A 26,694-nucleotide genomic window follows, 5' to 3' on the forward strand; every position below is an offset into this window, starting at 1 on the left:
AGAATGTCACACGGGGTCAGGGCCGGATGAAACCAGCCACGATCCGGCCGACGATCAGCCAGGCCAGCGCACCGATGCCCCAGTTGAAGAGCGCATTCTTGGTCGCTGCGTCCTCGCCGCCGAACTGCTTGATGCCATTCTCACGCGAGAACAGGCCGAGATCGGCCACGTCTGCCGCATCGAGCACGAAGGCGACGAGCGTGTTGCTCTGGTTGGCGTCGAGCGCGATCAGCAGGGCACCGATCGCCAGCGCCAGAGCGGCGATCAGGGCGATCACCCAGATCGCCCTGGAGGCGTAGGACCGGACGGTCTTCACCACGCCCGGACCGGAGGATGTCTTTGTGTCGGACACGAGAGTCACTTCCCTTCGAAGTTGGCTTTGCCCGGACCGTTCTCGAGAAACGATCCCATCCCGATCTGGGAGTCCTGCGTCGCGAACACGCCGGCGAACTGCTGCTGCTCGATGGCCAGCCCGGTGGCGAGGTCCACCCCGAGCCCCTTGTCGATCGCCGTCTTCGCCGCCGCCAGAGCGTACGGGGCCGCCTTCTTGAACTGGCTCGCCCACGCGAGAGCCTCCTCGTAGACCGAGGCCGCCGGCACCAACCGGTCGGCCAAGCCGATAGCAAGCGCCTCGTCTGCCTTGACGAAGCGACCCGAGAAGATCAGATCCTTGGCCTTGGACGGCCCGACCAGTCGTGCCAGCCGCTGGGTGCCCCCGGCACCGGGGATGATGCCGAGCAGCACCTCCGGCTGACCGAAGGTGGCGTCATCAGCGGCAATCCGGAAGTCAGCGGCGAGCGCCAGCTCGCAGCCCCCGCCCAGCGCGTAGCCGGTCACCGCGGCCACCACCGGCTTGGGGATCTCCGCGACCGCCGTCACCGCAGCCTGCACACCCGCGACCCGCTTGGCCATCTCGGAGTAGGACAGGCCGGCCATCTCCTTGACGTCGTTGCCGGCGGCGAACAGCCTCTCCCCGCCGTAGACGACCACCGCGCGTACGTCGTCGTCGCCCGCCGCCTCGGTCGCGACCTCGAGCAGCTCGGCCTGCACCTGGAAGCTGATCGCGTTCATCTTGGGCCGGTCTAGTCGGATCGTGCCGACGCCGTCCTCGACGGTCAGGTTGACGAAGTCACCCATCGTGGCGCTCCCTGTCTGTAAAAGGCGGTTACATGTGCCGGAAGACTATCTGGTGGCCTCCCGGCGCCGTACCCCTATCCGTTGCACAGGCGTTACATGTGGGGCGTAACCTATTTCAGCAAAGTGACGTTGGTCACACATGATCGAATCACGTTCCAATCGCACTCGGGTAGGCCTCGGTGCGGCGCTGAGCATCGCCCTCGGCGCATTAGTGCTGGCGACGCCGGTCTCGGGTGCCGCGCTCTCCACCACTGACAACGCAGACAACACGGCCGAGACGGCCCGCTCCGGCGGGCTCCTCGGTCACGAGGCCGATGCCGGCCTGGACGTACGCGACCGCGTGCTGCCCACCTCGGCCCAGGAGTCCGCCGCCAGGGCCCTCGACGCCGTCGACATCCGCTGGAACGACCACGGAACGCCGACATCGTTGATCACCTCCGACGGCGTGCTGGCCACTGCCGGGTCGTCCGACCCGGTCGCGGCCGCCCGCGGGTTCCTGAAGGAGAACGCGGCGGTCTTCGGGCTCTCCGGGAGCCAGATGGAAGACCTGGAGCTGGTCAGCGACCAGAAGCTGGCAGCCGAAGGTGGCCATGCGGTGCTGTTCCGACAGACCTACGACGGTCTGCCGGCCGCCACCGAGGGCCTGGTCACAGTCGGGGTCGCCGACGGCGACATCGCCTACGTCTCCTCCTCGCTGTCGAAGGTGACCGGCACCGCCGTGAAGCCAGAACTCACCCCGACCGAGGCGTGGCTGAAGGCAGCGGCCTCGGCCGGACGCCCGATCACCGGCTCTAAGGTCGGCGAGATCGCCACCACCGCCGCCGCGAAGCCGACCGACTGGACGAAGCTGACGGTGCCTGGCCTGGCGACCGACCAGCTCGTGCGGCTGCGGGCGTTCCCGGTCCCCGGCGAGGGCGTACGGCCCGTCTTCCAGGCCACCGTCGTCGACTCCGCCGCCGCGACCCTGCTGGGGCAGACGGTGCTGGTCGACGCGGTCACGGGTGACGTGCTCCTGCGTCAGGACAACGTCGACCACGAGAACGAGGTCGAGGGACCGTTCACCGGCACCGCGCTCAACGCCTGCGGCCCGAAGCACCCCTTCGAGATCGCCGACGACAAGACCCGCACCCTGGCCGCGGTCGCGGTCGGGCTGCCCACCGACGACTTCACCGTGAAGCTCTTCGCACCCGACGGACGGCTGCTCGTCGAGGGCGACCTGCTCTTCAACCCCGAGGCAGCCACCTACACCGCCGACAAGATCGACCCCGGGACGTACGCGGTCCAGGTCTGTCCCTTCGACGACTCGCTCCTCGTCGGCAGCTACACGGTCACCGTCGCCTCCTCCGACGCCGGCGCGGACGCCGGTGACCTGCCGGGCAGCAACCCGCGCTGGTCCTACTTCCCCGGCACTCCGGACGCCGCCTCGACCGGCGGCGACGCGGTCCCGGCCAACGACGTGATCGCCTGCTGGACCAAGGTCGACGACTGCACCGGTCCGGAGCTGAAGAGCCTGGCCAACGCCGGCCCGTGGGACACCCTGCTGAACACGACCGTCGGGGTGCCTTCGCTGACGACCATCGGCAACAACGCCAACACCCACGAGGGCTGGCTCTCACCGCTGGCCGCGGGTGGCCTCGCCCAGGCGCCGATCTCGCCGGTGCGTGACTACACGGGCACGTTCACCGACGCCTGGAACAACTCCAAGTGCTCGCCCACGACCCTGGTCCCCGGCGGCAACGACGTGAACTACGTGGTCGGCAACCTGTTCGCCGGCCACAACCGGATGCACGACTGGTCCTACTTCCTCGGCTTCACCGAGGAGAACTACAACCTGCAGACCGACAACCTCGGCCGTGGCGGCCGCGGTCTCGACGCCGAGATCGGCAACGCGCAGGCCGCCGCGCTCGACTCACAGATCATCGAGCAGAGCGGGGTGCTGACCGGCCGCAACAACGCCAACCAGCTGACCCTGATGGACGGCGTGCCCGGCATCACCAACCAGTACCTCTTCCAGCCCGCCGCCGGTGCCTTCTACGCACCCTGCACCGACGGCTCGCTGGACTTCGGGATCGTCGGACACGAATACACCCACGCCATCTCCAACCGGATGGTCGGCGGACCCGACGACGGTCTGACCTCCGACCAGGGTGGCGCGATGGGCGAGTCGTGGAGCGACCTGGCCGCGGCCGAGCACATGTTCGCCCACGACCTCTACAACGGCGGCACCCCCTGGGCGGTCGGCTCCTACGCCACCGGCAACACCGACACCGCGATCCGCAACTTCGCGATCGACAAGAACCCGCTCAACTTCTCCGACGTCGGCTACGACAGCACCGGCCCCCAGGTCCACGCCGACGGCGAGATCTGGAACGGCACCATGTGGTCGGTGCGGCAGGCGCTGGTCGACAAGTACGACGCCACCCATCCCTACGCCGACAAGGCGCTTCAGCTGCGTTGCTCGACGGGCACCACCTCGGCCTCGCCGTTGGCGCCCGATCACTGCCCGGGCAACCGGCGCTGGATCCAGCTGGTCTTCGACTCGTTCCTGCTCCAGCAGGGTGCGACCTCGATGCTGGACGCCCGCGATGCATTCCTGGCCGCTGACCAGATGCGTTTCGGCGGTGCCAACCGTGAGGTGATCGCGAAGGCGTTCGCTCAGCGCGGCATGGGTCAGTACGCCACCACGACCGCCGACGACCACGAGCCGACCCCGAGCTTCGCCTCGGCGGCCTCGGACAACGTCAAGGTCACGTTCAGCGCGCCCACCGAGACTCCCGGGAAGGTGTATGTCGGCCGTTTCGAGGCTCGGGCCACGCCGGTCGCCGACACGCTGGTCGACACCGCGATGGGGTCGGTCGCGCACTTCGTCCCGGGGACGTACGAGTTCCTCTACGTCACCAAGACCGGCGGCGCGCAGCGCAAGACAGTCACGCTCTCGGCCTCGAAGAAGGCCACGACCGTCTCCTTCGCCTCGACCACCAACCTCGCGGCTGCTGCCAAGGGAGCCACGGTGATCGCGTCGACGGAGGGCTCGCGCAACCCGGACGCGTTGATCGACGGCACGGAGGGCACCAACTGGGGCGGCGTGACCGAGGGCAACGTGGACGCGACCACGCCGTCGGTCGCCGTCGACCTGGCCGGCGGATCTCACACCGTCACCAGGGTGAACGTGAGCGCCTACCTCTCCCCCGCCACCGAGACGGACGCCGACTCGGGCTCCCGTTTCACAGCCCTGCGAAAGTTCGCGCTCGAGGCCTGCGTCTCTGCCTGTGGCACCACCGGCGCGACCTGGAAGCGCTTCTACACCTCGAGCGACGACGCCTTCCCCGGCAAGCGCCCGAGGCCGGTCGCGCCCAACCTCAACCTGCGTACCTTCGACGTCCCCGACACCGTCGCGGCCGCGGTGCGTCTGGTGGCGCTGGAGAACCAGTGCACGGGCTACGAGGGCTACGCCGGCGAGCAGGACGCCGACCCCCTCACCACGACCGACTGCAAGACCGGCTCCGACCGCGGCACCATCGTCCACGCCGCCGAGCTGCAGGTCTTCGGAAAGTGATCTGAGGGTCTCGGTGTCCCGCCCGCCGCGGGGCACCGAGGCCCTCCGGTCTTGTCGGGGCTGGTCTTGTCCGGGCCGAGCCTGTCGCCGGCGCGAGGATCAGTCGATCACCGCAGCGACGGCCTCGATCTCGACCAGCTGATCGTCATAGCCCAGGACCGTGACCCCCATCAGGGTGCTGGGAACGTCATGCTCCTCGAACGCATCGCGAACGACCTCCCACGCCGTGACGAGGTCCGCGCGCCGAGAGGAAGCAACCAGCACCCGGGTGCTGACCACGTCTTCGATCGTCGCGCCAGCCGACCTGAGCGCCTCGCTCAGCGTCTCGATGCATCTGGCTGCCTGCCCTGCATAGTCACCGACAGCGGCCGTCGACCCGTCCTTCTCGAGCGGGCACGCGCCCGCGAGGAACACGAGTCGGGCACCGCTCTCGACAGTCGACGCGTACGCGTACTGGGCGACATCACTGAGCTCGGCAGACCGGATGAGACGGACAGCGTCGACCACCCCGCAATCCTGTCACGCGCGCATGTCGAGCGCGTCCTAGTTACGTCGGGCGAACCGGATCCGTCCGTCCGGGAGGCGTTCATAGGCGTAGTTGGGGTCATGGATCCGGCGATGGTCACTGGGGCACAACAAGACCATGTTGGCCAGATTCGTGAGCCCGCCTATAGACCAGGGTTTCAGGTGATGGGCTTCGGTCCAGGCGGCTGGCGCATCGCAGTCTTCTGCTTGGCAGCATTTGTCTCGTAGCCGCAGTGCCCGGTGTTGGACCGGGTGGGCGAGCCTTGTGGTGCGGCCGAAGTCGAGGATCTCGGAGCCTGTGCCCAGGACGACGGGGATGAGGTCGGCGTTGCAGGCCATCCGACGCGCCTCGGCCGCGGTGATCTGCTCGCCATCGAACCCCAACGCAGCGGTGCCGAGGTCCTTGCGGAGGTCCTCGACGCTCATCGTGATGAACACCGTGGTGGCGTGGCCACCGTGGCGGGGCAGTTGGTCGACGTCGTAGGTCTCGATGACCCGGGCGAACGCTTGGCCCAGCAGCCGGTCATAGGGGGCTTTGCGGCCCCGGTCCTCCGCGGAGAGCTTCCGGGGCTGCGCCAGGGAGTCCAGGATGGTGCGGAGTCGGTGACCGACCGCGTACGAGACCCGGGCGTGGATGTCCACGGTCCCGTCGCCGTTGGCGCGCGAGGTGAAGAACGTGCGGCGTTGGGCGCGTTCTTCTTCGCGCTGCAGCGCTTTGGCTTCGGCGGCCTCGAACCGTTCGGGGTCGACCTCGGCCAGGATCCGTTTTCCGATGATCTCGAGCTTGGTCGCGGTCATCTCGGTGGCGTACTCGACCAGAAGCTTCTCCGCGAGCACCAGGTTCTCGGTGCTGGCTTCGGGGTCGGCCTCGACCGCCTCGAGGGCTTTGACGATCACCCGGGCCTTGTCGGGGGACACGACGCCTTCAGCCAGGCCGGCAGCGACGAGCTCGTACCTCGCCAGCCCGGCGGCCAGCTTCACCTCGGCACGCCCGACCTTCTTGTCGACCAGCAGCTCGGTCCACATCCACCCGGAGACGTCTCTCGCACCGGTCTCTTCGGCGATGTCACCCGCGACAGCGAGGACCCGGAGTCTCAGTGCGGCTTGTTTGGCCTGGATGATCTCCAGGCGTTTCAAACGGTCTTTCTTCTGGCCGGTGCGCCAGTAGGCGGGGTCTCTGGTGAGCAGGGTGTCGAGGGAGGATTCGAGGGCGGCGAGCTCTGCGTCGATCGGGTCATCGGGGTTGGTTCCCCAGTGGTTGATCTCGGGTTCGAGACTCATCGCTGCCCCTCCTCTCCGGTGTGTTCAGAGGCGTGCCGTGATGGGTCCGATTCTACTTCACAAAGCGTGGCGAATCTACCTATATGCGCAGGTCAACCGCTGTTCTCGCGGTGAGCGAACGACGTCAAACCTGTGGATGGTAAGTGGCCCGAAGGGCCACCCTCCCACCCCACGAACACCACCGTTCCCAGGAACGAATGCGCTGCGCCACACCCGGGCCGCCGCCCCGATAGCCAGCCATCTTTTTTCTCGACGTGGTCCGGTGTCCAGGACCGCGAAGCGGCCGGCGTAGCCGGCGGCCGAAGGCCGTCCTTGACTCCGGGGCATGTCGAGAACATCCTCGAAGTCGGGTCGGCGGCCCAGGCCGGCCTTCGGGCGAAAGGCCTCCGGCAGGGAGGTCTCGACAAGCTCGACCACCGGGAGCAAGAGACGTTCCGGCCGGGAACTGTGTTGGTCTCGACACGCCTCCGCCCAGCGGCTCCGGCGGCCCGACCAGCGGGGATGAGGCCTCGACAAGCTCGACCAGCAGGACGGCCCCTCATCCCCGATCGAACGACACCAACGCAACCCCAGCAAGCCCGGCACCAACCACCGCCGTCCCACCAAGAACCCAGAAGAGCCCGTCGTACCCACCCATCACAACAGCGACCCCAGCCCCCAGAGCCGGAGCGAGCGCACCCGCGATCCCGGCAGGCGCGGAGTAGACCCCGTTGAGCGCGGCGTACCTCTCCGGACCCCACACGTCGCTGACGACGGTCGCGGAGATGAGCGTGTAGAGGCCGCGAGCGGTCCCGGTGAGGATCGCGACAACGATCATCACCCAGCCGACCGCGGGCAGCAGCGGAAGCAGCGCCACCGAGGCCGCGAACCACAGCACTCCCCCGAGCATCCGGGTCCGTACGCCGAAGCGCCGCGCCAGCAGCGGGTAGAACGCCCGCCCAGCGACCTGGCCGGCGCCACTGAGCCCGAGAGCCCACGCCGCGGTGGCCGGGCTCAGCCCGTGCTCGACGAGGAACGGCACCAGGTGGACGATCGAGGCGAACACGGCCATCGTGACCAGCGTGCCCGCGAGCGTGAGCAGCACGAACCGGCGGCTCCGCAGCACGTCCCGGTCCCGCACCGGTCGACCGTCGCTCGAAGCCGTCGGCTTCCAGGCGAGGTCGAGCACCACGACGCTCGGGACGAACGTCAGCACCACGAAGGCGCCGGCCAGGATCACGTACGTCCACCGCCACTCCACCCAGCCCGCCAGCGCGTCGGTGAGCGGCGCGAAGATCGTCGAGGCGAACCCGCCGGCGAGAGTCAGCGTCGTGATCGCATCCACCCGCCGCGTACCGAACCAGTGCGTCAGCGCCGCGAAGGCCGGCGGATAGAAGGTGCCGGCGGTCGAGAGCCCGACCAGCAGCCAGCCCAGCGCGAAGATCCAGTACGAAGGCGCAGCAGCGACCACGAGCAGCGCGACCGCCCCCAGCAGGCTGGCCCCGGCCATCACCCACCGCGGCCCGTAGCGCTGGATGACCCGCCCGACGGGGATCCCCGCCACGGCCCCGAGGAGCGTGCCGGCCGAGAAGGCGGTGGTGATCGCGGCCGCCGACCACCCGGTGGCGTCGATGATCCGCGGCTGCAGGACGGTGAAGGCGTAGTAGAGGACGCCGTACGCCGCAGTGACGGTCACGCAGAGCGTGACCAGCACCGCGCGCAGCTGCCGAGCCTCGACCCGCTGATCCACTCCCAGACCTCCACCCAGCACGTACGTTCGTGATCCTTCCGTACGCGCTGCGCCGGATCGAGGTCAGCGTTCCAGATGGACCTGTCCGGCGATGCCGCTGAGCTTGGCCGGGTTGCGTACGTAGTAGAGCCCGGTGACCATGCCGTCCTCGACGTGCAGGGTGACGACGCCGTCGACCTCCTCGCCGAAGTAGAGCAGCATCCCCGGCGCTCTGTTGACACTGGTCAGCTCGAACCTGGGGATGCCGTACTTCGTCGCCAGCCCCGTGAAGAACCGCAGCACCTTGTCGGCGCCGTGGATCGGGTTGAGGGCGGCCTGCACCACACCGCCGCCGTCGGAGAAGAGCACGACATCGGGTGCCAGCACATCGAGCAGCGACTGCAGGTCGCCGCCGGTCGCGGCGTCGCGGAACCGCTCCAGGGCGAGACGCGCCTCGGCGGCCGAGACCGCCTCGCGCGGCCGCCGCTCGGCGACGTGGTCGCGGGCTCGATGCGCGATCTGCCGCACGGCGGCCGGCGACTTGTCGACCGCCGCGGCGATCTCGTCGTAGCCCAGCGCGAAGACCTCGCGCAGGACGAAGACCGCCCGCTCGGTCGGCGAGAGGGTCTCCAGGACCAGCAGCACCGCGGTCGAGAGCGAGTCGGCGAGTTCGGCGTCCTCGGCGACGTCCGGAGCGGTCAGCAGCGGCTCGGGCAGCCACGGACCGACGTACGTCTCCTTGCGGCGCGACAGCGTCCGGATGCGGTTGAGGGCGAGCCGGGTGGTGATCCGCACCAGGTAGGCGCGGTGGTCACGCACCTCCTCGAGCGGCACATCGGCCCAGCGCAACCACGTCTCCTGGAGCACGTCCTCGGCGTCGGCGGCCGAGCCGAGCATCTCGTAGGCCACCGTGAAGAGCAGGTTGCGGTGGGCGACGAAGCTCTCCGTCGCGACCTCGCTCGTCGGCTCGCTCATGCCTCGGACCCTACCGGCGCGGGAACCAGCGGGATCTCGCAGACGTCGGAGTAGCCCTGGCTCTGCAGCCCGGCGGCGGAGTTGAACCGCGAGCGCATGTTCTCCAGCGCGATCATCTGGGTCAGCTCCACCATCGCCTCGGCGCCGAGCTCGGCCAGCAGGTCCGCGACCATCTCGTCGGTGACGGTCATCGGCGTGGTCGTCATCGCCTCGGCGTAATCGATGACCTTCCGCTCGGTCTCGTCGAAGACGTCGGAGGTCCGCCACACCTGCACCTGGCTGATCTTCTCGAGGTCGAGGTTCCCGTTGCGAGCGAGGTAGTAGCCGAAGTCCAGGCACCAGCTGCACCCGATCGTGCTCGCCGCTGCCAGCTCGGCCAGCGACTTGTACGTCGGGTCGAGCGCCTTCCATTTCCCCACCTTGGTCTCGAACCCCATCACCGCGCGCAGCGCCGGCTTGTGGTGGAACAGGACGTAGCCGACGTCGGGGACCTCGCCGTACATCTTCTTGCTCATTCGCCGCACCACGGCGCCGTAGAGACCGGTCAGATCTGCCTTGGGGATCCTGAACGTGCTGGGCATCGTCGCCCTCCTCTTTCTGGGTCGAGCATCTCGTCAGCATCCAGACACCGACAACCATCAGGTTGTGACAACTCGGCTCGCTAGGGTGGCATTCGTGAGCGAGCCAGAGACGACGACCGTGGCGGAGGGCGTTGCCCGGATCGAGTGGGCCGCGGGCGAATCCGTCGATGTCGTACGCCGCGAGGTGGCCACCGCGCTGCTCACCCATCATCGGGTGGAGGCGCTGATCGACCCCGACGACCCTGCCGAGCAGCGCACCGCGACCTGGTCGGGTCTCCATCGTGAGGGCCTGCTCCGGGGCGTCTCGGGCGGCAAGGACCGGATGATCTACGCCCGGGTGGCGAGCGATGCTCCGGTGGAGGCTCCCGAGGGCTTCCGGGCGCTGCTCAACTCGTTCCTCCCGCGCAAGCGCGCGATCGGGCAGATGCTGGTGCGCGACCCCGAGGACCGGGTGCTGATGTGCCAGCTGACCTACAAGAAGGACTGGGACCTGCCCGGCGGGATCGTGGAGGTCGGCGAGTCGCCGAAGGTGGCGACCACCCGCGAGATCGAGGAGGAGCTCGCCCTCCTGATCCCCGCCGGCGACCTGCTCCTCACCGACTGGCTGCCGCCCTGGGGCGGCTGGGACGACGCCATCTGCCTCGTCTTCGACGGCGGCATCCGGCCCTCCTCCATCGTCGAGCAGACCACCCTTCAGCCGCGCGAGATCCGCTCAGTGGCGTTCTGCACCCTCGACGAGGTCCGCGACCGGGCCGCCGACTTCACCGCTCGCCGGGTCGAGGCCGCTCTCGATGCCCTGCGGGACGGCCGCGGCTACACCGAGTCGGGGCGCCCCTAGGGCGCGCCGTCTGAAGGCACGCCCCAGGGCCACTACTCATCGCGACGGTGTCAGCTCAGCGTCGACCACAGCCTGCGGTCCCGGCGAGAAGGCCAGTGGGTCGGTGGACGCTCGACTCCCTACTTGGTGGCGAACGTATACGTGCCGGTCCCGACCTCGAACTCTGCGAACCCGGAGACGGTCGACGGCACCTGACGCGCCCCGGCCGGCGTCGTGACCCGGGCACCGTCAGCTGCCGGGACCCGGACGGTCGCGGTGGTGTTCGGCGGGATCGTGACCTTGAGCCTGACCTTCCCCTGGGTCCGGACCCATGAGCTGGAGATCGTTCCCCGGATCGACTCGTACGAGGACGAGGCCGACTCGACGTCACCGACGAGGGCCGGCTCGATCACGACCTTCTCCCAGGCCACGGAGTCGTCGGCCTGGCTGATGCCCGCCACCCCGCTGGTGAACCAGGAATCGATCGCGCCGAGCATGTAGTGGTTCTGGGAGGCACCGGCGCTGGTCCAGCTCTCCGGCAGCGACGTCGCACCGGCGGCGAGGAACTTGCCGTAGCTGATCCCGTCGTCGCGCTGCACCCAGTCGTGGAGCACGTCGTCGAGCCGTTCCCTGGAGAGCAGGTCGACGGCGGCGTACAGGCCCACCTCACCGACGATGATGTGATCATCGGCATCGCGGATCTGCTGCACGAACCTGTCCAACAGGTCAGCTCGCAGATCAGCCGGGACGACGTCCGCTTGCAGCGCCAGGGCCTGGCTGGCCTGGTCGCCGTTGCCGTACAGACCAGTCTCCGGGTGGTAGAAGGTCTCGTGGAAGGCGCGGGCCACGTCCGCAGCCTTCCGCTCGTATGCGTCGGCGTCACCGTCACGTCCGAGTGCGGCAGCGATCCGGCTCATGTGGGTGAGGATCCGGTGGTAGGCCCACGTCTGGGTGAGCGCGGGCGGAGTGGCGGGAGAGGCCGGCGTGATCCAGTCCCCGAGACCACCGGACACGATTCCATCGGCGGAGTTCGAGGCCAGGTAGTCGGCGTACTCCACCATCTGCGACCAATGGGCGCGCATGGCGCTGTCGTCGCCGTACCACTGGTAGATCTGCCACGACGACACGGCCAGGGTCGCGCCCCAGTTGGCGTCGTGCCGGAAAGCCCCGGCAAAGAGAGCGTCCTCCGGCGCGGTGGTCGGGATCAGCCCGTTGTCCTGCTGGGCGTCCACGACGTCCTGCAACATCTTGCGGTAGTGAGCCTCGATGTCGTAGCCGAAGGCGACGGTGTCGAACACCAGGTTGGTCTGATCGAGCCAGCCGAGCTTCTCCCGGTGCGGGCAGTCGGTGAAGACGGAGTACATGTTGGACTGCACCGACCGGTCGATGATCCGGTGGATCCCGGTCATCTGCGGGTCGGAGGTGGTGAACGAACCGACCGCCCGATCACTGGCACGCAGGACGAGCCCCTTGACCGTCGCTGCGGTCGGAGCGGTGGTCAGGCCTTCGACCTGGAGGTAGCGGAAACCGTGATAGACGAACCTCGGCGTGAAGGTCTCCTCTCCAGTACCGGCCAGGGTGAACCGGTCCCGGATGTCGCCGCCGACGCTACCCTGGTCGACGGTGCCGTCGGCCTTGAGCTTCTCGGATGGCCGCATCGTGATCGTGGTTCCGGCCGGGCCGCTCGTCGTCAGCTGCTGCCAACCGGCGAAGTTGGTGCCGAGGTCGAAGACGTACGTCCCTGCCTTCGGCTCCGTGACGGCAACGGTCTCGAGAGTGTCGACCTCCCGGATCGGCGGGCTCTGCTGTGCCACCAATTGCGGGTCGCCCGCCGGGGCGCCGATGTCGACCGCGTCGAGCCAGCCGTTGCGGTCCGCGCCGGGCTCGTTCCAGGCGCCGAGGTCACGACGGGCGTCGTGGTCCTCACCGCCATACCAGTTCGAGAAGGTGACCTCGCCGAGCGTCGACTTGAACGAGGAACCGGTGGCGACCGTCTGGCGTCGGCCGTCGCGATAGGTGATCTCGAGTTGTCCCATCGCACGTGGGGCGCCGTGGCCAGCAGCCGCCTTCATGTAGCGCTTGGGGATCTCGGGGGTGTTGAAGACGTTGTAGATCCCGTTGCCGAGCTCGAGACCCCAGGTGTTGCTGCCCTTGCGGAGCAGTCGGGTGACGTCGTACGTCGCGTAGGGCACCCGCACGCTGTGCTCGGTGTTGCCCGGCTGCAGCAGGTCGGGCGAGACCGGTTCGCCGTTGAGGGAGGCGTCGTAGACGCCCTCGCCGGTGACGTAGAGCCGCGCGGAGGCGACGTCGCCGCTGGCAGTGAAGTCACGGGCGAGCACCGGCAGGCCCTCCGGAGCGGTGTGCAGGTTGGAGACCGCGGTGACCTTGGTGCGTGGCCCGACCTTGGTGAACGTCGTGTCGTCACCGGAGACCGAGACCTGGAAGTCGCGAGGGAAGTTCGGCGTCGTGCCGTAGTCGCTGGGGGCGTCCCACAGCGGAAAGAGCCGGACCGTGTCGATCGCCTTCGGCTCGCCGAGGTCGATCGTGATGACGATCGGCTCGTCCTGGACGTCGGTCTCCGGGTGGTAGTCGCTGCGGTAGCCGCGCGGGTCGTCCGTGGTCGTGACCTTGCCGTCGGTCAGGTAGGACGGGTCCCACACACCCGGCTCGGAGTTCTCCTCCGAGGCCGTGACAGTGGCACCCTCGGCCAGGTTCTCCCCGTCTGCGCCGCTGCTGATCTCGATCTCGCCGAGCTCGAGACGCGGCTTCCAGTTCGGGTCGTCCAGGGGTTCGCCGGGACGACCCAGGTCGACCACGGTCAGTCGTACGTAGCGGGTCTCCTGCGCGCCGATGCTGACGTCCTGATGGAGCGGGGCCGCCCAGCGCTCGTCGGTGATCCATCGGCCCTTCCACTCGGACTCATCGAGCAGGCCCATCTCGAAGGAGGCCGGCCGGCTCCACTCGCTCGCCCGGCCGTCGGCGTCCCACACCCTGACCTGCCACAGTGCCTTGTCACGGGAGGTGAGGCGATCACCGGCGTAGGAGGTCGCCATCACAGTCGAGCGGACTCGGCCGCTGTCCCACAGGTCAGGGTCGCCCAGTCGACCACGGGTCGAGGCGACCCGGACCTGGTATGCCGACTGTCGGCTGACCCCGGCGCCGTTGCGCCACTGCAGATCGGGCGTCACGTCATCGATTCCGATGGGGTCGCTCGTCCCTCCGACGCTGAGGCGCACCGGGGCGGCGCCGCCGGATGGCTCACTGGCGACGGCCGCGGACGGCATCAGGCTGAAGGTTGATGCCACGAGGGCAAGGGTGACCAGGGCTCTCATCGGGCCTCCTGAAACGATTCAATCTCCACGGAGATCCAGTATGGCGTACGTCACAGCGAACTCGGAAGGAGCTCTGCCCGACTGGCCGCATGAGGCCAGCCGGTCCAGATCCAGCGAGCGCTCAGCGTCTCTCCACGCTCTCGATGAGCTCCGGAGCCGTCGCGACGCCCTTGCCGGACCGAGGCAGACCCACCACTCCCTGCGCGACGAGCGCCCCGAGCACCAGGAGCGCGCCACCGGCGAGCTCACCGGCGCTCGGCACCTCCCCGAGCAGCAGCCACGCCGAGCCGATGGCGACCGGCGGCACCAGCAGGATCCACGGGACCACCGACGAGGCCGGATGCTTCGCCAGCAGCGAGTTGAAGATCCCGTAACCGACGAACGAGGCGAGCACCACGGTGTAGGCCGTCGAGACGAGCGCCTCCCAGCCGAACGCCGCGACCCCCTCGCGGATCCCCTCCGGCCCATCGAGAACCAGCGAGAGCGCCAGCAGCGGGAGCGGCACGACCAGTGCGGACCAGACCGTCAGCGAGAGCCCGCCAGGCACCTTGGCCGCGCGGGAGATCACGTTGCCGATCGCCCAGGACAGCGCGGCGAGCAGGCACAGCAGGAGGGCCACGACCGGCACGTGCCCACCCCGGCCCAACGCCACGACGACCAGCCCGAGGGCACCGGCGAGGACCCCGACCGTCTGCAGCCGGCTCGGCCGCTCGCGCAGCACCCCGGCCGCGATGACGATCGTGAGCACGACCTGCGCCTGGAGCACGAGCCCGGCGAGGCCGGGAGGCATCCCGGCGGCCAAGCTGGTGTAGAGCAGGCCGAACTGGCCCAGGCTCATGAAGACCCCCACGGCGGCGATCACCCGCCACGGCGCCTTCGGACGCGGCAGCAGGAAGACCGCCGGGAACGCGACCAGGACGAAGCGCACGGCGAGCAGCAGCAGCGGCGGCACCGACTGTCCGTCGCGCTCCTCGAGGCCCCAGTCGATGACGACGAAGTTGAAACCCCACAGCACGGCGACGAGAACGGCGAGCAACGAGTCACGGCGATTCACATCCACCAGGATGAAGGCAAAGACCTTGAAGCACCAGCGAATGATTCTTCATCGGACGACGTAGCATGGCTTCATGATCGATCTGGCCGCCGTCGTCGCCCTCCGTGCCGTCGACACCCACGGCTCGGTGGTCGCGGCCGCCGAGGCCCTCGGCTTCACCCCCAGCGCCGTGTCCCAGCAGGTCAAGCGGCTCGAGCGGCAGGTGGGCGTGCCGCTCCTGGAGCGGATCGGGCGCGGCGTGACGCTCACCCATGCCGGGCGGCATCTGGTCGAGGAGGGGTCGCGGCTGCTCGCCGACATGGAGTCGCTGGAGTCAGGGCTGCACGAACAGGCCACGACCGTGGCCGGCCGACTTCGGCTGACCGCCTTCTCGACCGCGATGCGCGGGCTGATCGCACCGGTCGCCGGCGAGCTCCGCACCGCCCATCCCGAGCTCGCCCTCACCCTCTCCGAGCGGGAGCCGTGGGACACCGTCGAGCTGGTCGCCACCGGCCACAGCGAGATCGGCGTGGTGCACTCCTGGGGCGACGTACCTCTCTCGATCCCCGACCATCTGGTCACGACCGAGCTCCACCGCGACATCGCCGACGTGATCGCCCATCGCGACCATCCGCTGGCCCAGCTCGCCAAGGTGACACCGCACGACCTCGTCGCCGAGGACTGGATCGCGACGCCCGAGGGCACGATCTGCCGGCAGTGGCTGAACCGGATGTACGCCGGGACGGGTCATCTGCCCCGGATCGCGCACGTCTCGATGGAGTTCGACAGCCATCTGGCGTTGGTACGAGCCGGCCTCGGGATCGCGCTCGTCCCCCGCCTGGGGCGGGCGGCGCTGGGCGAGGACCTGGTCGCCGTACGTGTCGTCGACCCGGTCCCCACCCGCGAGGTCCTCGCGTTGCACCGGCGCACGATGGCCGCCTCGCCGGCGGTCACCGCGGTGCTCGCGGCCCTGGCCGCTCGTCCGGCCCCGACGGCTCAGAACAGCGCGGAGGCCAGCGACTGACGGCCCTTGAGCACCCGCTCGTCGTCGTTGCCGACCGCGGCGAAGAGGCCCAGCAGGTGCTCGCGCGCCTGGTTGCGCTCGTCCCCGGCCGTACGCCGCACCAGCTCGATCAGCCGGATGAAGGCGTCCTCGACGTGGCCTCCGAGCAGGTCCAGGTCGGCGACGAGGGTCTGCGCCTCGACGTCGTCGGGCGCGGCCGCGGCGGCCGCACGGGCCGCGTTGAGGTCGACGCCCTGCGTACGCTGCAGGACCTTGGCCATCGCCAGTCCGGCGACAGCCTCGGAGTCAGCGGGGTTGGAGGCGATCAGCTTCTCGTACTCGGCCACGGCCGCGTCGATGTCGCCGCGCTCCAGCGCGTCCTGTGCGGGCGCGTAGCGCGGGTCCATCGCCGGCTCGTCCCCGTCCTCGGTCGCCGTGGCGCCGCCGAGGGCGTTGGGCTTGTGGCGCCCGCCGATCCCCTGGGTGGTGAGCTGCTGCCCGAGCTGCTGGAAGACCGTGCGCAGCTCCTCGAGGCCGAGCGCGCCCGGGATCGGCTGGGTGACCGGCCGGCCGTCGAGCAGGATGTAGAGCAGCGGCACCTGGGGCACCTGCAGCGCCTGCGCGATCTGCGGGTTCTTGTCGATGTCGACGAGGCCGACGAGGAACCGGCCGTCGTACTCCTCCACGACCGTCGAGACGTCGCCCGCATAGGTGACGCTCTCGGGGGCGCGGGAGGCCGAGTAGAAGACCAGGACGACCGGAGCGGTCATCGAAGCCTCGAGCACCGACTGGAAGAGCTGCTCGTCGACCTCGACGGTATAGGAGCCGACGCTGCGCCCCTGGGCGGGAGCCGCATCGGCCGGACCGCCGAACGAGGCGGCCTGTGCGGGAGTGGTGCTGGCGAGTCCGGAGAGGTCGACGGCTCCGGGGCGGGAGAACGGCTGCTGCGTCATGGCTCTCATCCTATGAGCAGGCACCAGCGCGGCGGCCACCCGATGCTGGTTTGTCAGACGCTGCCGCGCAGACCGGCGCGCTGGACGACGCGCTGGATGGTCAGGTCCCGCTCGTTCGGGCGACCGACGAAGTAGATGTTGTTGAGCCCCTGCTCCTGGGCGGCCGACTCGAAGACGAAGTGGCCGTAGTTGAACATCTGGCCCGTGAACGACTGCTTCACGGTGATGTCGAGAACTCGCGCCAGCGGCATCGTCGCCAGCTCGCTCGAGAGCACACCGTGGACGCGGAAGATCCGCATGTTGGTGACCACGAACCGGTCCCGGCTGACCACCAGCGACCGCCAGAACGCGTGCCCGACCAGCCCGAAGGCGAGCAGCACGATGATCCAAGCGACGTTCATGTTGATCGTCGCCGCCACGATCATCAGCGCCAGCCCGAGGATCACCTCCAGCACGGACTTGATGTAGGCGACCCAGTGATGGGTCACCTCGTCGACGACGACCTCACCTTCGTCACGCAGAAGGTGCTTGGAGATGTCGACGCCGAAGAAGTTCACAGGCCCAACGATAGTGATCCCAAGGCACGAGAGTCGACAGAACGAGCCGTACGCCGGGACATCCTCCCCCGAGAGGTCGGTTTCTGAGCGCGAAAGGTCAGTCGTCGGCGTCGAGAACTGACTACTGGGCGTCAGGAACCGACTTCTCGGCCAGGAGGGTGTCGGCTGCGGCGTACGGATCCCGCTTGCCTTTGACCACCTCGGCCGCCAGGGCGTCCAGGTCGTCCATCTCGCCTACGGTCGTCCATCGCGCCCGCAGGGTCTCGACGGCGATGGCCTCGACCTCGGCACGGGCCCGACGGGTACGCCGCACCTCCAGCGTCCCGCTGGAGCGCAGCCAGTCGCGGTGCTCGTCCAGCGCGGCGACGACCTCGGCCATGCCCTTGCCGGACTGAGCGACCGCGGCGAGGACCGGCGGGGTCCAGGACTCCGCCGGGCGGTCGGCCAGGCGCAGCATCCCGCGCAGGTCGCGCTGGACCTTGGTCGCGCCGTCCCGATCGGCCTTGTTGACGACGTAGAGGTCGCCGATCTCCAGGATCCCTGCCTTGGCGGCCTGGATGCCGTCACCCATCCCGGGTGCGAGCAGCACCACGGTCGTGTCGGCGAGCCCGGCGATCTCGACCTCCGACTGCCCCACGCCGACGGTCTCGACCAGCACAACGTCGAACCCGGCGGCATCCAGCACCCGGATCGCCTGCGGCGCCGACCAGGCGAGACCGCCGAGATGGCCGCGGGAGGCCATCGAGCGGATGAAGACGCCCGGGTCGGTGGCATGGTCGGTCATCCGGATCCGGTCCCCCAGCAGCGCGCCGCCGGAGAACGGCGAGGACGGGTCGACGGCCAGCACGGCCACGGTGCGCCCCGCAGAGCGCAGCTCACGGACCAGCGCGGACGTGGTGGTCGACTTCCCCACACCGGGCGCGCCGGTCAGCCCCACGATCTGGGCGCGCCCGCCGTGCGGTGCGAGCTCGGCCATCACCTGGCGGAGCCGCTCTCCCCCACCGACGGGGGCGTTCTCGACGTACGACACCAGCCGCGCGACCGCCCGGGGCTCACCGCCCCGGGCGCGCGCGACCAGGTCGCTCACATCAGCGATCAAGCGATCATCACCACCCGGCCGCGGGCGCAGCCGCGGCCCAGGCACGCACATCGCGGCGGCGACGCCGCTCACAAGACGCCCGGTATTCCAACGCGGCGTCGCCTTGCGCTGCACGCACCTGAACCACGGCTGCACTCCCCGTCCGGTCGCCGATGATCGCTCAGGCCTTGGGCACACGCACGATCAGGGCGTCACCCTGACCGCCACCGCCGCACAGCGCCGCCGCACCGGTGCCGCCGCCGCGACGCTTCAGCTCGTGCGCCAGGTGGAGCACGACGCGCGTGCCGGACATGCCGACGGGGTGGCCGAGCGCGATCGCGCCACCGTTGACGTTGACCTTCTCGGGGTCGAGGCCGAGCTTCTTGGTGGACTCGATGCCGACGGCCGCGAACGCCTCGTTGAACTCGACGAGGTCGAGGTCGGCGGCGGTGATGCCCTCCTTCTCGAGCGCCTTGGCGGTGGCGTTGGCCGGCTGCAGCTGCAGGCTCGAGTCGGGGCCGGCGACCATGCCGTGGGCACCGATCTCGCACAGCCACTCCAGGCCGAGCTCCTCAGCCTTGGCCTTCGACATCACCACGACAGCGGCAGCACCGTCGGAGATCTGCGAGGCCGATCCGGCGGTGATGGTGCCCTCCTTGGAGAACGCCGGGCGGAGCTTGCCCAGCGACTCGGCGGTGGTGTCACCGCGTACGCCCTCGTCGGCGCTGATCACGATCGGGTCGCCCTTGCGCTGCGGGATCGAGACCGGGACGATCTCCTCGTCGAAGACGCCGTTCTTCTGGGCGGCGGCGGCACGCTGGTGGGAGGTGGCGGCGAAGGCGTCCTGCTCCTCGCGGGTGAGCTTCACACCCTCGGAGTTGATCTGCTCGGTCAGCCCGCCCATCGCCTGCTGGGTGGCCTGGTCGTAGAGCGCGTCGTAGGCCATCGAGTCCACCAGAGCGGTGTCGCCGTACTTGAAGCCCTCGCGGGACTTCGGCAGCAGGTGCGGCGCGTTGGTCATCGACTCCATGCCGCCCGCGACGATGACCTCGGCCTCGCCGGCACGGATCAGCTGGTCGGCCATGGCGATGGTGTTGAGGCCGGAGAGGCACACCTTGTTGACGGTGACCGACGGGATGTTCATCGGCAGGCCGCCGGCGATGCCGGCCGCGCGAGCCGGGTTCTGACCGGCACCGGCCAGGATGACCTGACCCATGATCAGATAGTCGACCTGCTCCGGCGAGACGCCCGCCTTCTCCAGGGCGCCCTTGATGGCGACGCCGCCCAGATCGGCTGCGGACAGGCTCTTGAGCCCACCGAGGAGGCGGCCGATCGGCGTACGCGCCCCGGCGACGATGACGTTGGACATGGGTCCTCCAAGAAAGTTTGCTGGTGCTGATCCGCCCATGAGGTTACTTATTAGTAACCTCCCTGGGAAGAGTGATGGCTGCAGCTTGGTGTGGCTGTCATCACACATTGTGCCCGTTGGACCCGAGCTCAAGGAGAGTAGGCCCATGACATCAGTCGAGATCCCACCGCACCTGTTCACCCAGATCGACCACGTCGGTCTCGCCGTCGCCGACCTCGACGCCGCGATCGAGTTCTACGAGAAGACCTTCGGCATGAAGCTCGCCCACCGCGAGACCAACGAGGAGCAGGGCGTCGAGGAGGCGATGATCGCGATCGGCGACTCCGACAACAAGCTCCAGCTGCTCGCCCCGCTCAACGAGTCCAGCACGATCGCCAAGTTCCTCGACCGCAACGGCCCCGGCATGCAGCAGCTGGCCTACCGGGTCACCGACGTCGAGCAGGTCTCCGCGATCCTGAAGGAGCGCGGCGTACGCCTTCTCTACGACGCACCGCGACGCGGCACCGCCGACTCCCGGATCAACTTCATCCACCCCAAGGACGCCGGCGGCGTCCTGGTCGAGCTCGTCGAGCCGGCCGCCCAGCCCGGCCACTGAGCCCGCTCGCGGGCCCATCACCGGGCTCATCACCGGCCCAGAGCCCACCAGGACACATGAACGATCCAAGAGTCATGTGTCACATGAGGCTGGTCAAGACGGTTACTCACCAGTAATGTCCAGCGAATAGAGTCAACCGCGACCCCTACGACGACGCAGGAGCCGACCACCATGCAGAACATCCTCGACGCGATCCTCGCCGGCGACACGCCCGGCGAGGAGTTCGCGAACCTCGAGATCCCCAGCCACTACCGTGCCGCAACCGTCCACAAGGACGAGGTCGACATGTTCGAGGGCGTCGAGACCAAGGAGAAGGACCCGCGCAAGTCCATCCACGTCGAGGACGTCGCTCTCCCCGAGCTCGGTCCGGGCGAGGCCTTCGTCGCGGTGATGGCCTCGGCGATCAACTACAACACCGTGTGGACCTCGATCTTCGAGCCGGTCTCGACCTTCGGGTTCCTGGAGCGCTACGGCAAGGAGTCCGAGCTCGGCGCCCGCCACAACCTCGACTACCACGTCGTCGGCTCCGACCTGTCCGGCGTCGTGCTCGCCGTGGGAGCGGGTGTGACCAAGTGGAAGCCGGGCGACCGCGTCGTCGCCCACTGCCTCTCGGTCGAGCTCGAGGCCCCCGACGGCCACAACGACACGATGATGGATCCCTCGCAGCGCATCTGGGGCTTCGAGACCAACTTCGGCGGCCTCGCCGACGTCGCGATGGTCAAGGCCAACCAGCTCATGCCCAAGCCCGAGCACCTCACCTGGGAGGAGGCCGCCTCCCCCGGCCTGGTCAACTGCACCGCCTACCGCCAGCTCGTCTCCGTCAACGGCGGCAACATGAAGCAGGGCGACAACGTCCTGATCTGGGGCGCCTCGGGCGGTCTCGGCGGCTTCGCGACGCAGTACGCCCTCAACGGCGGCGCCAACCCGGTCTGTGTGGTCTCCAACGAGGAGAAGGCCAAGATCGTCCGCAACATGGGCGCCGAGATGGTCATCAACCGTTCCGAGATGGACTTCAAGTTCTGGAACGAGGAGGGCACCCAGCAGAACCCGAAGGAGTGGAAGCGCCTCGGCAAGGCGATCCGCGACCTCACCGGCGGCGAGGACATCGACATCGTCTTCGAGCACCCGGGCCGCGAGACCTTCGGTGCGAGCGTGTACGTGACCCGCAAGGGCGGCACCATCACCACCTGCGCGTCGACCTCGGGCTACATGCACGAGTACGACAACCGCTACCTGTGGATGAACCTCAAGCGGATCATCTCCAGCCACTTCGCCAACTACCGCGAGTCATGGGAGGCCAACCGCCTCATCGCGCAGGGCAAGATCCACCCGACGCTGTCGCGGACCTACACCCTCGAGGATGTCGGCCAGGCCTCGCTCGACGTGCACCACAACAAGCACCAGGGCAAGGTCGGCGTGCTCTGCCTGGCTCCCGAGGAGGGCCTCGGCGTCCTCGACGAGGAGAAGCGTGCGGCTCACATCGACAAGATCAACCTCTTCCGCGGAATCTGAGACACGCAGTCTAGGTAAATAGATTACGGTTGAGACTCGTTTCACGGCCGGTCTCCCCTTGCGCGAGGGGCGACCGGCCGTAGTCTTGCCCTTTGGGAGCAGAGGCAGCTCGTAGACGACCTACAGTGTGAGGAATCCGCCACAAATGACGAATGAGGGACTGTCCATCTTCAACGAGGCTTCAGAGCCTCGGAAGAACCCCGAGCAGGACTCGACCGAGACACAGGTCCTTCCCCGGGTTCCCGGCGCGTCCGGGTCGCCCAGCTCCGGCCACAACTCCCCACCACCGGCGCCAGGCTCACTCCCAGCCTTCCCGGTCGTGCGACGTGGCGGATACGACCCCGGGACGGTCAACGCCCGGGTCCAGCAGCTGCTCCAGGCCAACGGCCAGGGTCAGTCGGCCCTGCGCAACGCGCAGCGACGCATCGGGGAGCTGGAGCGCCAGGTCACCGAGCTGAAGGCCGCCGCTGCGCAAGGCACCGAAGCCCCGTCCTACGCCTCTCTCGGTGGTCGCGCGAGCGCGATGCTCCGACTGGCCGAGGAAGAGGCCGCGGCGGTCAAGGAGGCCGCCGAGAAGGAGGCCGCGGTCATCCGCGAGGCCGCCCAGCGCGAGGCCGCCGCGACCAAGGCGTCCGCCCAGCGTGACATCGAGTCGCTGCGTACGACTCACTACAAGGAGATCGACGACCACCGCGAGAAGGTGACGTCCGAGGTCCAGCAGGCCCGCAAGATGGTGCAGGCCGAGAGCGAGGAGCTGCTCGCCGCCGCCAAGCGCGAGGCCGACCAGATCCGGCTCGCCGTGCAGCAGGAGGTCACCCAGCTGCGTACGTCGACCCAGCGCGAGGTCGAGAAGGCCCGGGCCGGCGCGGACCGTGAGGTCCAGGAGGCGCGGCGGATGCTCGCCGTCGAGCGCGAGCGTCTCGCCCGCGAGGCCGCCGACCACCACGACCAGGCGATGGCCGAGACCACTCGCATCGTCACCGAGGGCGAGACCCGCGCCGCCGATGCCGAGGAGCGGGCCCGGATCGCCGCCCAGCACGTCGCCGACCAGCGCGCCGAGCTGGCCAAGGAGTCCGAGGGGATCATCGCCCGCGCCCGCCGCGACGCGGAGGCGATCCTGTCCAAGGCTCGCGCCGAGGCCGACCACCTCGCCTCCACCGCGACCGTCGAGGCCGAGAAGGGTCACGCGATCATCAAGGCCGAGGTCGACCGCCTCACCAAGCGCCGCGACGCGATCGCCGCCCAGCTCTCCTCGCTCACCGACCTGGTCTCCGGGTTCGGCAAGACCGAGGACCCGGCCGAGCTCGAGGCGCCCAAGCCGATCACCGAGGAGGAGGACATCGTCGACGGCGAGCTCGTCGACCAGGTCGAGGAGAGCGTCACCGTGGTCGACTCCGAGGATGACCTCGGTGACGACTACGACGACTACGACGAGCCGTCCGAGAAGACCGCGATCCGCGAGCCCGAGACAGCTAAGTCCGAGAGGTGAACGCCGCCGCTGCCGACCGTCCAGGGGACGGTCCGGAGACGACGTCTGCCGAGACCGGCCCCAGTGACGACGCGACGGGCGACAGCGAGGCCGCGATCCTCGTCGACGATCCGGAGCCAGAGGAAGAGACAGAAGAGAGCGAACGGGACAGGCGGTTCGGCAAGCCCGGACCGCCGTTCGACCGGCGCTCTCCCTACCTGTTCGGGCTGCTCCTCGGCCTCGGTCTGCTGACTGCGTACGCAGCGTCGAACCTCTTCACCACGATGGGGAGCGTGATCCTCCAGGTGGTGGTCTCGCTCTTCATCGCCGCGGGGATCAACCCGATGGTGGTGTTCCTGCAGAGGCGCGGCTTCCCACGGCCGTGGGCGGTCCTGACCGTCATCCTCGGTGTGCTGGGCGCGCTCGTGCTCTTCTTCGTGGCGCTCGTGCCGGTGATCAGCGACCAGATCGCCAAGATCTCGGCCAACGTGCCCGACTGGATCGAGGAGCTCCAGCGCAACCAGCGCATCCAGCAGTTCAACGACGAATACCAGATCCTCGACAAGGTGCAGGACTACGTCGCCAGCGGCGACTTCGTCAGCAGTGCCTTCGGCGGGGCGCTCGGCGTTGGTCTGGCGGTGATCAACGTGCTCGTCACGGGCTTCATCGTCATCGTCTTGACGCTCTACTTCATCGCCGCCTACGACCAGACGAAGAACGCCCTCTACCGCCTCGCCCCGGCCTCGCGCCGCGACCGGGTCAGCAAGCTGGGCGACCGGGTCTTCGAGGGCATCGGGGGCTATGTCTCCGGGGCATTCATCGTCGCGCTGTGCGCCGGCCTGTCCACGCTGGTGCTGCTCTTCGCCGTCGGGATGGGCGAGTACGCCGTCGCCCTCGCCTTCGTCGTCATGATCACCGACGTGATCCCGATGATCGGGGCCACCATCGGTGCGATCATCGTCTGCTCGATCACGTTCGCGACGACCGACCTGAAGACGGGCATCATCGCGGTGATCTTCTACATCGCCTACCAGCAGTTCGAGAACTACGTCATCTACCCGCGGGTGATGTCTCGCTCCGTCGACGTCCCCGGGGTCGTCATCGTGATCGCGGCCCTCGTCGGCGCCTCGCTCCTCGGTGTCGTCGGCGCGCTGCTGGCGATCCCGACCGCGGCCGCCATCTTGATGCTGGTCCGCGAGGTCTACGTCAGGGCTCAGGACCAGAGATAGCCAGACCCTGGGAAGTGCCGCACGCAGCCGATGCGTGCGGCGCTTCGCCTTTTCAGGAGGCAGTCGTCGACTGCTCGCCCTGCTGGACCGCGATGATGCCGGCCAGCACGACCAGCCCACCGATGAGCTGGATCAGCCCGGGAGCCTCGCCGAGCAGCAGCCAGGCGAAGACGACGGCCGAGACGACCTCGAGAAGCCCGACGAACGAGGAGAGCCGCGAGCCCAGGTTTCGGGTGGCGGCGATGCCGGTGGCGTACGCGACCGAGCACGTCAGCACGCCGAGGCCGATCAGCGGCACCCACCAGGCCACTTCCAGGCCCGCCATGACGACCGGCGCCGTCTCGATCGCGAACGGGATCGCTCCGACCAGGCAGAGCAGCGCCAGCAGGATCGTCGCGCCCGTCAGGCCGAGCCAGGCCAGCGCGAGCGGCAGCAGCGTGGTGCTGGAGTGGGCGTTGAGGACGAAGTAGCCCGCCAGGCCGACGGCCGCCCCGGCAGCCCACAGGATCCCGACCGGGTGGACGCTCGCGCCGCTGACCAGGTCGAGGACGAGCACGAGCCCGGCGATCGCGACCAGAGCGCCCACCATCGTCAGCCGGGAGGGCCGCTCACCGTGTCGCAGCCACATCCACGCGACCACGAGCACGACGCCCATGTACTCCATCAGCAGCGCCGGCCCGACCGCCATCCACTGCACCGCCGAGAAGAACGCGAACTGCGGCACCACGATCGCCAGCAGCGCGTACGCCACGACGAGCCGCCAGCTCGCCGCGACGCTCCGCCACCGCCCGGCGAGCGCCCGCACCGCGAAGGGGGCGAGCACGACGGCGCCGATGCCGACGCGGAAGATCAGCACCCCTCCCGTCGACCAGCCGGTGTCGAACAGACCGCGTCCCAGCGGACCGGAGAGGCTGAACGTGACCGCCGAGACGACCGCCAGGAGGAGCCCGGCAGCCACCAGCGGCGTCTTCTTCGCGCTCTGCGGCACCGCTTCGTCATTGGTCAAAGTCGTCATGACACATGACAATCCCATCGTCGCGGTAATGTGTCAACATGGTTTTCACCCATGACACCGAGGTCGGCCTCCAAGCAGCCGCGGCACTGGCGAACACCCTTGCCCTCTCCCCCGGCTCGACCGACGAACTGACGACGGTGGCGGCGCTCGAGGAGTTCTTCGTGACGTACGACTACACGGGGCGCCACGACCGCGACCGCGCCGAGCTCGACGAGGTCCGCGCCCTCCGAGTCCCACTGCGCGATCTGCTCACCGCCGAGCGCGACGAAGCCGTGCGGCTGACCAACGCGATGCTCGCCGAGCACCGCGCCACCCCTCAGCTCGTCCGCCACACGACCTACGACTGGCACATCCACGCCACCGAGCCCGACGCCCCGCTGGCCACGAGGATCGCCGTCGAGACCGCGATGGCCATGGTCGACGTCATTCGCGCCGACGAGCTGTCCCGACTCTCCATCTGTGCCGACGAGGGTTGCGAGGGCATCGTCGTCGATCTGTCTCGCAACCGCTCCAAGCGGTACTGCTCGCCGACGTGCACCAATCGCAATGCTGTTGCCGCTTATCGGGAGCGGCGGGCTGCGGGGGTGAAGTAGCCGCTGGGCGGAGACGCGTCGAGACCCGAGCCACCGGTGGTCGAGCTTGTCGAGACTCCCCTCCGCTGGTCGAGCCGCCGGCCCCCCGCTGGTCGAACCGCCGGCCCCCCGCTGGTCGAACCGCCGGAGCCGCTAGGCGGAGGCGTGTCGAGACCAACACGGTTCTTGTCGGGGAAACCTCGCTTGGCGACTGTTTCTTCGCTTCTAGGGTTCGCCGCCGACCCTTCCTCGAGTGTTTCTCGATCCGGCACCGCGACGCTCCTATGTCCTGTCAAGGGTTTGTGGGTGCTCGAGTTGGCGGTAGAGCTCGCGGGTGATGTAGCGCTTGAGGCAGCGGCGGATCTCGCGGGGTGTTTTGCCTTCTGTGGTGCGGCGGG

Annotated in this window: 22 protein-coding genes; 8 read left to right on the top strand and 14 right to left on the bottom strand. The window is 68.8% G+C overall.

Annotated elements, in window-relative coordinates; translation table 11 throughout:
* Positions 1 to 16: 16 nt before the first annotated feature.
* Together H5T77_RS15995 and H5T77_RS16000 are read right to left on the bottom strand one after the other, a co-directional pair.
* Complete coding sequence (locus H5T77_RS15995) at positions 17 to 352, bottom strand: hypothetical protein (RefSeq protein WP_292650858.1); 336 nt, start codon at positions 350 to 352, stop codon at positions 17 to 19.
* 5 nt (positions 353 to 357) lie between these two features.
* Positions 358 to 1,137, bottom strand: a complete 780-nt coding sequence (locus H5T77_RS16000; RefSeq protein WP_292650860.1) for an enoyl-CoA hydratase/isomerase family protein — start codon at positions 1,135 to 1,137, stop codon at positions 358 to 360.
* Positions 1,138 to 1,276: 139 nt separating this feature from the next.
* Between H5T77_RS16000 and H5T77_RS16005 the strand changes: the two genes are divergently transcribed.
* The gene (locus tag H5T77_RS16005; RefSeq protein ID WP_292650862.1) at positions 1,277 to 4,693 is read left to right on the top strand and encodes a M36 family metallopeptidase; all 3,417 of its coding nucleotides are present in this window, start codon (positions 1,277 to 1,279) and stop codon (positions 4,691 to 4,693) included.
* Positions 4,694 to 4,792: 99 nt separating this feature from the next.
* Here H5T77_RS16005 and H5T77_RS16010 read toward each other — a convergent pair whose 3' ends face one another.
* The 5 genes from H5T77_RS16010 to H5T77_RS16030 form a co-directional block, all read right to left on the bottom strand.
* Positions 4,793 to 5,200, bottom strand: a complete 408-nt coding sequence (locus H5T77_RS16010) for a RidA family protein (RefSeq protein WP_292650864.1) — start codon at positions 5,198 to 5,200, stop codon at positions 4,793 to 4,795.
* Between the two features lie 36 nt (positions 5,201 to 5,236).
* Complete coding sequence (locus H5T77_RS16015; protein WP_292650866.1) at positions 5,237 to 6,499, bottom strand: HNH endonuclease signature motif containing protein; 1,263 nt, start codon at positions 6,497 to 6,499, stop codon at positions 5,237 to 5,239.
* 538 nt (positions 6,500 to 7,037) lie between these two features.
* On the bottom strand, positions 7,038 to 8,228 hold the full coding sequence (locus tag H5T77_RS16020; protein WP_292650868.1) for an MFS transporter: 1,191 nt from the start codon (positions 8,226 to 8,228) through the stop codon (positions 7,038 to 7,040).
* Positions 8,229 to 8,291: 63 nt separating this feature from the next.
* On the bottom strand, positions 8,292 to 9,182 hold the full coding sequence (locus H5T77_RS16025) for an RNA polymerase sigma-70 factor (RefSeq protein WP_292650870.1): 891 nt from the start codon (positions 9,180 to 9,182) through the stop codon (positions 8,292 to 8,294).
* Positions 9,179 to 9,763 (bottom strand): carboxymuconolactone decarboxylase family protein, encoded by a 585-nt coding sequence (locus tag H5T77_RS16030; protein WP_292650871.1) that lies wholly within the window; start codon positions 9,761 to 9,763, stop codon positions 9,179 to 9,181. Before H5T77_RS16030 ends, H5T77_RS16025 begins: the two co-directional genes overlap by 4 nt.
* Before the next feature lie 94 nt (positions 9,764 to 9,857).
* Here H5T77_RS16030 and H5T77_RS16035 point away from each other — a divergent pair, with 94 nt between their 5' ends.
* Positions 9,858 to 10,601, top strand: a complete 744-nt coding sequence (locus tag H5T77_RS16035) for an NUDIX domain-containing protein (protein WP_292650872.1) — start codon at positions 9,858 to 9,860, stop codon at positions 10,599 to 10,601.
* A gap of 119 nt (positions 10,602 to 10,720) precedes the next feature.
* On the opposite strand, the gene H5T77_RS16040 is transcribed toward H5T77_RS16035, so the two are convergent.
* Both H5T77_RS16040 and H5T77_RS16045 read right to left on the bottom strand, forming a co-directional pair.
* Positions 10,721 to 13,885 (bottom strand): family 78 glycoside hydrolase catalytic domain, encoded by a 3,165-nt coding sequence (locus tag H5T77_RS16040; RefSeq protein ID WP_292650873.1) that lies wholly within the window; start codon positions 13,883 to 13,885, stop codon positions 10,721 to 10,723.
* A gap of 148 nt (positions 13,886 to 14,033) precedes the next feature.
* A complete protein-coding gene (locus H5T77_RS16045) occupies positions 14,034 to 14,966 on the bottom strand; it encodes an EamA family transporter (protein ID WP_292650874.1) in 933 nt (310 codons plus the stop codon).
* A 73-nt stretch (positions 14,967 to 15,039) separates the two neighbouring features.
* On the opposite strand from H5T77_RS16045, the gene H5T77_RS16050 reads away from it, so the two are divergent.
* The gene (locus H5T77_RS16050) at positions 15,040 to 15,969 is read left to right on the top strand and encodes a LysR family transcriptional regulator (protein ID WP_292650876.1); all 930 of its coding nucleotides are present in this window, start codon (positions 15,040 to 15,042) and stop codon (positions 15,967 to 15,969) included.
* On the opposite strand, the gene H5T77_RS16055 is transcribed toward H5T77_RS16050, so the two are convergent.
* The 4 genes from H5T77_RS16055 to H5T77_RS16070 all read right to left on the bottom strand — a co-directional run bounded on the left by H5T77_RS16055 (position 15,942) and on the right by H5T77_RS16070 (position 19,905).
* Complete coding sequence (locus tag H5T77_RS16055) at positions 15,942 to 16,901, bottom strand: co-chaperone YbbN (protein WP_292650878.1); 960 nt, start codon at positions 16,899 to 16,901, stop codon at positions 15,942 to 15,944. The two genes, H5T77_RS16050 and H5T77_RS16055, sit on opposite strands and share 28 nt — an antisense overlap.
* A 53-nt stretch (positions 16,902 to 16,954) precedes the next feature.
* On the bottom strand, positions 16,955 to 17,458 hold the full coding sequence (locus H5T77_RS16060) for a PH domain-containing protein (RefSeq protein ID WP_292650879.1): 504 nt from the start codon (positions 17,456 to 17,458) through the stop codon (positions 16,955 to 16,957).
* A gap of 121 nt (positions 17,459 to 17,579) precedes the next feature.
* Positions 17,580 to 18,545 (bottom strand): methylmalonyl Co-A mutase-associated GTPase MeaB, encoded by a 966-nt coding sequence (meaB, locus tag H5T77_RS16065; protein WP_472850347.1) that lies wholly within the window; start codon positions 18,543 to 18,545, stop codon positions 17,580 to 17,582.
* Positions 18,546 to 18,717: 172 nt separating this feature from the next.
* Positions 18,718 to 19,905, bottom strand: coding sequence for an acetyl-CoA C-acetyltransferase (locus H5T77_RS16070; RefSeq protein WP_292650882.1), 1,188 nt, complete (start codon positions 19,903 to 19,905; stop codon positions 18,718 to 18,720).
* 145 nt (positions 19,906 to 20,050) lie between these two features.
* Here H5T77_RS16070 and mce point away from each other — a divergent pair, with 145 nt between their 5' ends.
* From mce to H5T77_RS16090, 4 genes are all read left to right on the top strand, one after another.
* Entirely contained in the window at positions 20,051 to 20,500 is a 450-nt protein-coding gene (gene mce / locus H5T77_RS16075) for a methylmalonyl-CoA epimerase (RefSeq protein WP_292650883.1), read from the top strand.
* Between the two features lie 171 nt (positions 20,501 to 20,671).
* Entirely contained in the window at positions 20,672 to 22,012 is a 1,341-nt protein-coding gene (gene ccrA / locus H5T77_RS16080) for a crotonyl-CoA carboxylase/reductase (protein ID WP_292650884.1), read from the top strand.
* A gap of 319 nt (positions 22,013 to 22,331) precedes the next feature.
* Positions 22,332 to 23,501 (top strand): coiled-coil domain-containing protein, encoded by a 1,170-nt coding sequence (locus H5T77_RS16085; RefSeq protein WP_292650885.1) that lies wholly within the window; start codon positions 22,332 to 22,334, stop codon positions 23,499 to 23,501.
* On the top strand, positions 23,498 to 24,709 hold the full coding sequence (locus H5T77_RS16090; RefSeq protein WP_292650887.1) for an AI-2E family transporter: 1,212 nt from the start codon (positions 23,498 to 23,500) through the stop codon (positions 24,707 to 24,709). Before H5T77_RS16085 ends, H5T77_RS16090 begins: the two co-directional genes overlap by 4 nt.
* Before the next feature lie 52 nt (positions 24,710 to 24,761).
* Here H5T77_RS16090 and H5T77_RS16095 read toward each other — a convergent pair whose 3' ends face one another.
* Positions 24,762 to 25,724 carry an EamA family transporter gene (locus H5T77_RS16095; RefSeq protein ID WP_292650889.1) on the bottom strand — a complete coding sequence of 321 codons (963 nt, stop codon included), beginning with the start codon at positions 25,722 to 25,724 and terminating at the stop codon, positions 24,762 to 24,764.
* 38 nt (positions 25,725 to 25,762) lie between these two features.
* On the opposite strand from H5T77_RS16095, the gene H5T77_RS16100 reads away from it, so the two are divergent.
* Positions 25,763 to 26,317 carry a CGNR zinc finger domain-containing protein gene (locus tag H5T77_RS16100; protein ID WP_292650890.1) on the top strand — a complete coding sequence of 185 codons (555 nt, stop codon included), beginning with the start codon at positions 25,763 to 25,765 and terminating at the stop codon, positions 26,315 to 26,317.
* The last annotated feature ends 377 nt before the right edge of the window (positions 26,318 to 26,694 follow it).

Origin of the sequence: Nocardioides sp. (genome assembly GCF_014360585.1) — a bacterium.
Lineage (GTDB): Bacteria > Actinomycetota > Actinomycetes > Propionibacteriales > Nocardioidaceae > Nocardioides.

Coding starts and splice junctions, on each gene's coding strand:
- H5T77_RS16000 (WP_292650860.1), bottom strand. CDS start 1,137: ATGGGTGACTTCGTCAACCTGACCGTCGAGGACGGCGTCGGCACGATC.
- H5T77_RS16005 (WP_292650862.1), top strand. CDS start 1,277: ATGATCGAATCACGTTCCAATCGCACTCGGGTAGGCCTCGGTGCGGCG.
- H5T77_RS16015 (WP_292650866.1), bottom strand. CDS start 6,499: ATGAGTCTCGAACCCGAGATCAACCACTGGGGAACCAACCCCGATGAC.
- H5T77_RS16025 (WP_292650870.1), bottom strand. CDS start 9,182: ATGAGCGAGCCGACGAGCGAGGTCGCGACGGAGAGCTTCGTCGCCCAC.
- H5T77_RS16030 (WP_292650871.1), bottom strand. CDS start 9,763: ATGCCCAGCACGTTCAGGATCCCCAAGGCAGATCTGACCGGTCTCTAC.
- H5T77_RS16050 (WP_292650876.1), top strand. CDS start 15,040: ATGATCGATCTGGCCGCCGTCGTCGCCCTCCGTGCCGTCGACACCCAC.
- H5T77_RS16055 (WP_292650878.1), bottom strand. CDS start 16,901: ATGACGCAGCAGCCGTTCTCCCGCCCCGGAGCCGTCGACCTCTCCGGA.
- H5T77_RS16070 (WP_292650882.1), bottom strand. CDS start 19,905: ATGTCCAACGTCATCGTCGCCGGGGCGCGTACGCCGATCGGCCGCCTC.
- mce (WP_292650883.1), top strand. CDS start 20,051: ATGACATCAGTCGAGATCCCACCGCACCTGTTCACCCAGATCGACCAC.
- ccrA (WP_292650884.1), top strand. CDS start 20,672: ATGCAGAACATCCTCGACGCGATCCTCGCCGGCGACACGCCCGGCGAG.
- H5T77_RS16095 (WP_292650889.1), bottom strand. CDS start 25,724: ATGACGACTTTGACCAATGACGAAGCGGTGCCGCAGAGCGCGAAGAAG.
- H5T77_RS16100 (WP_292650890.1), top strand. CDS start 25,763: ATGGTTTTCACCCATGACACCGAGGTCGGCCTCCAAGCAGCCGCGGCA.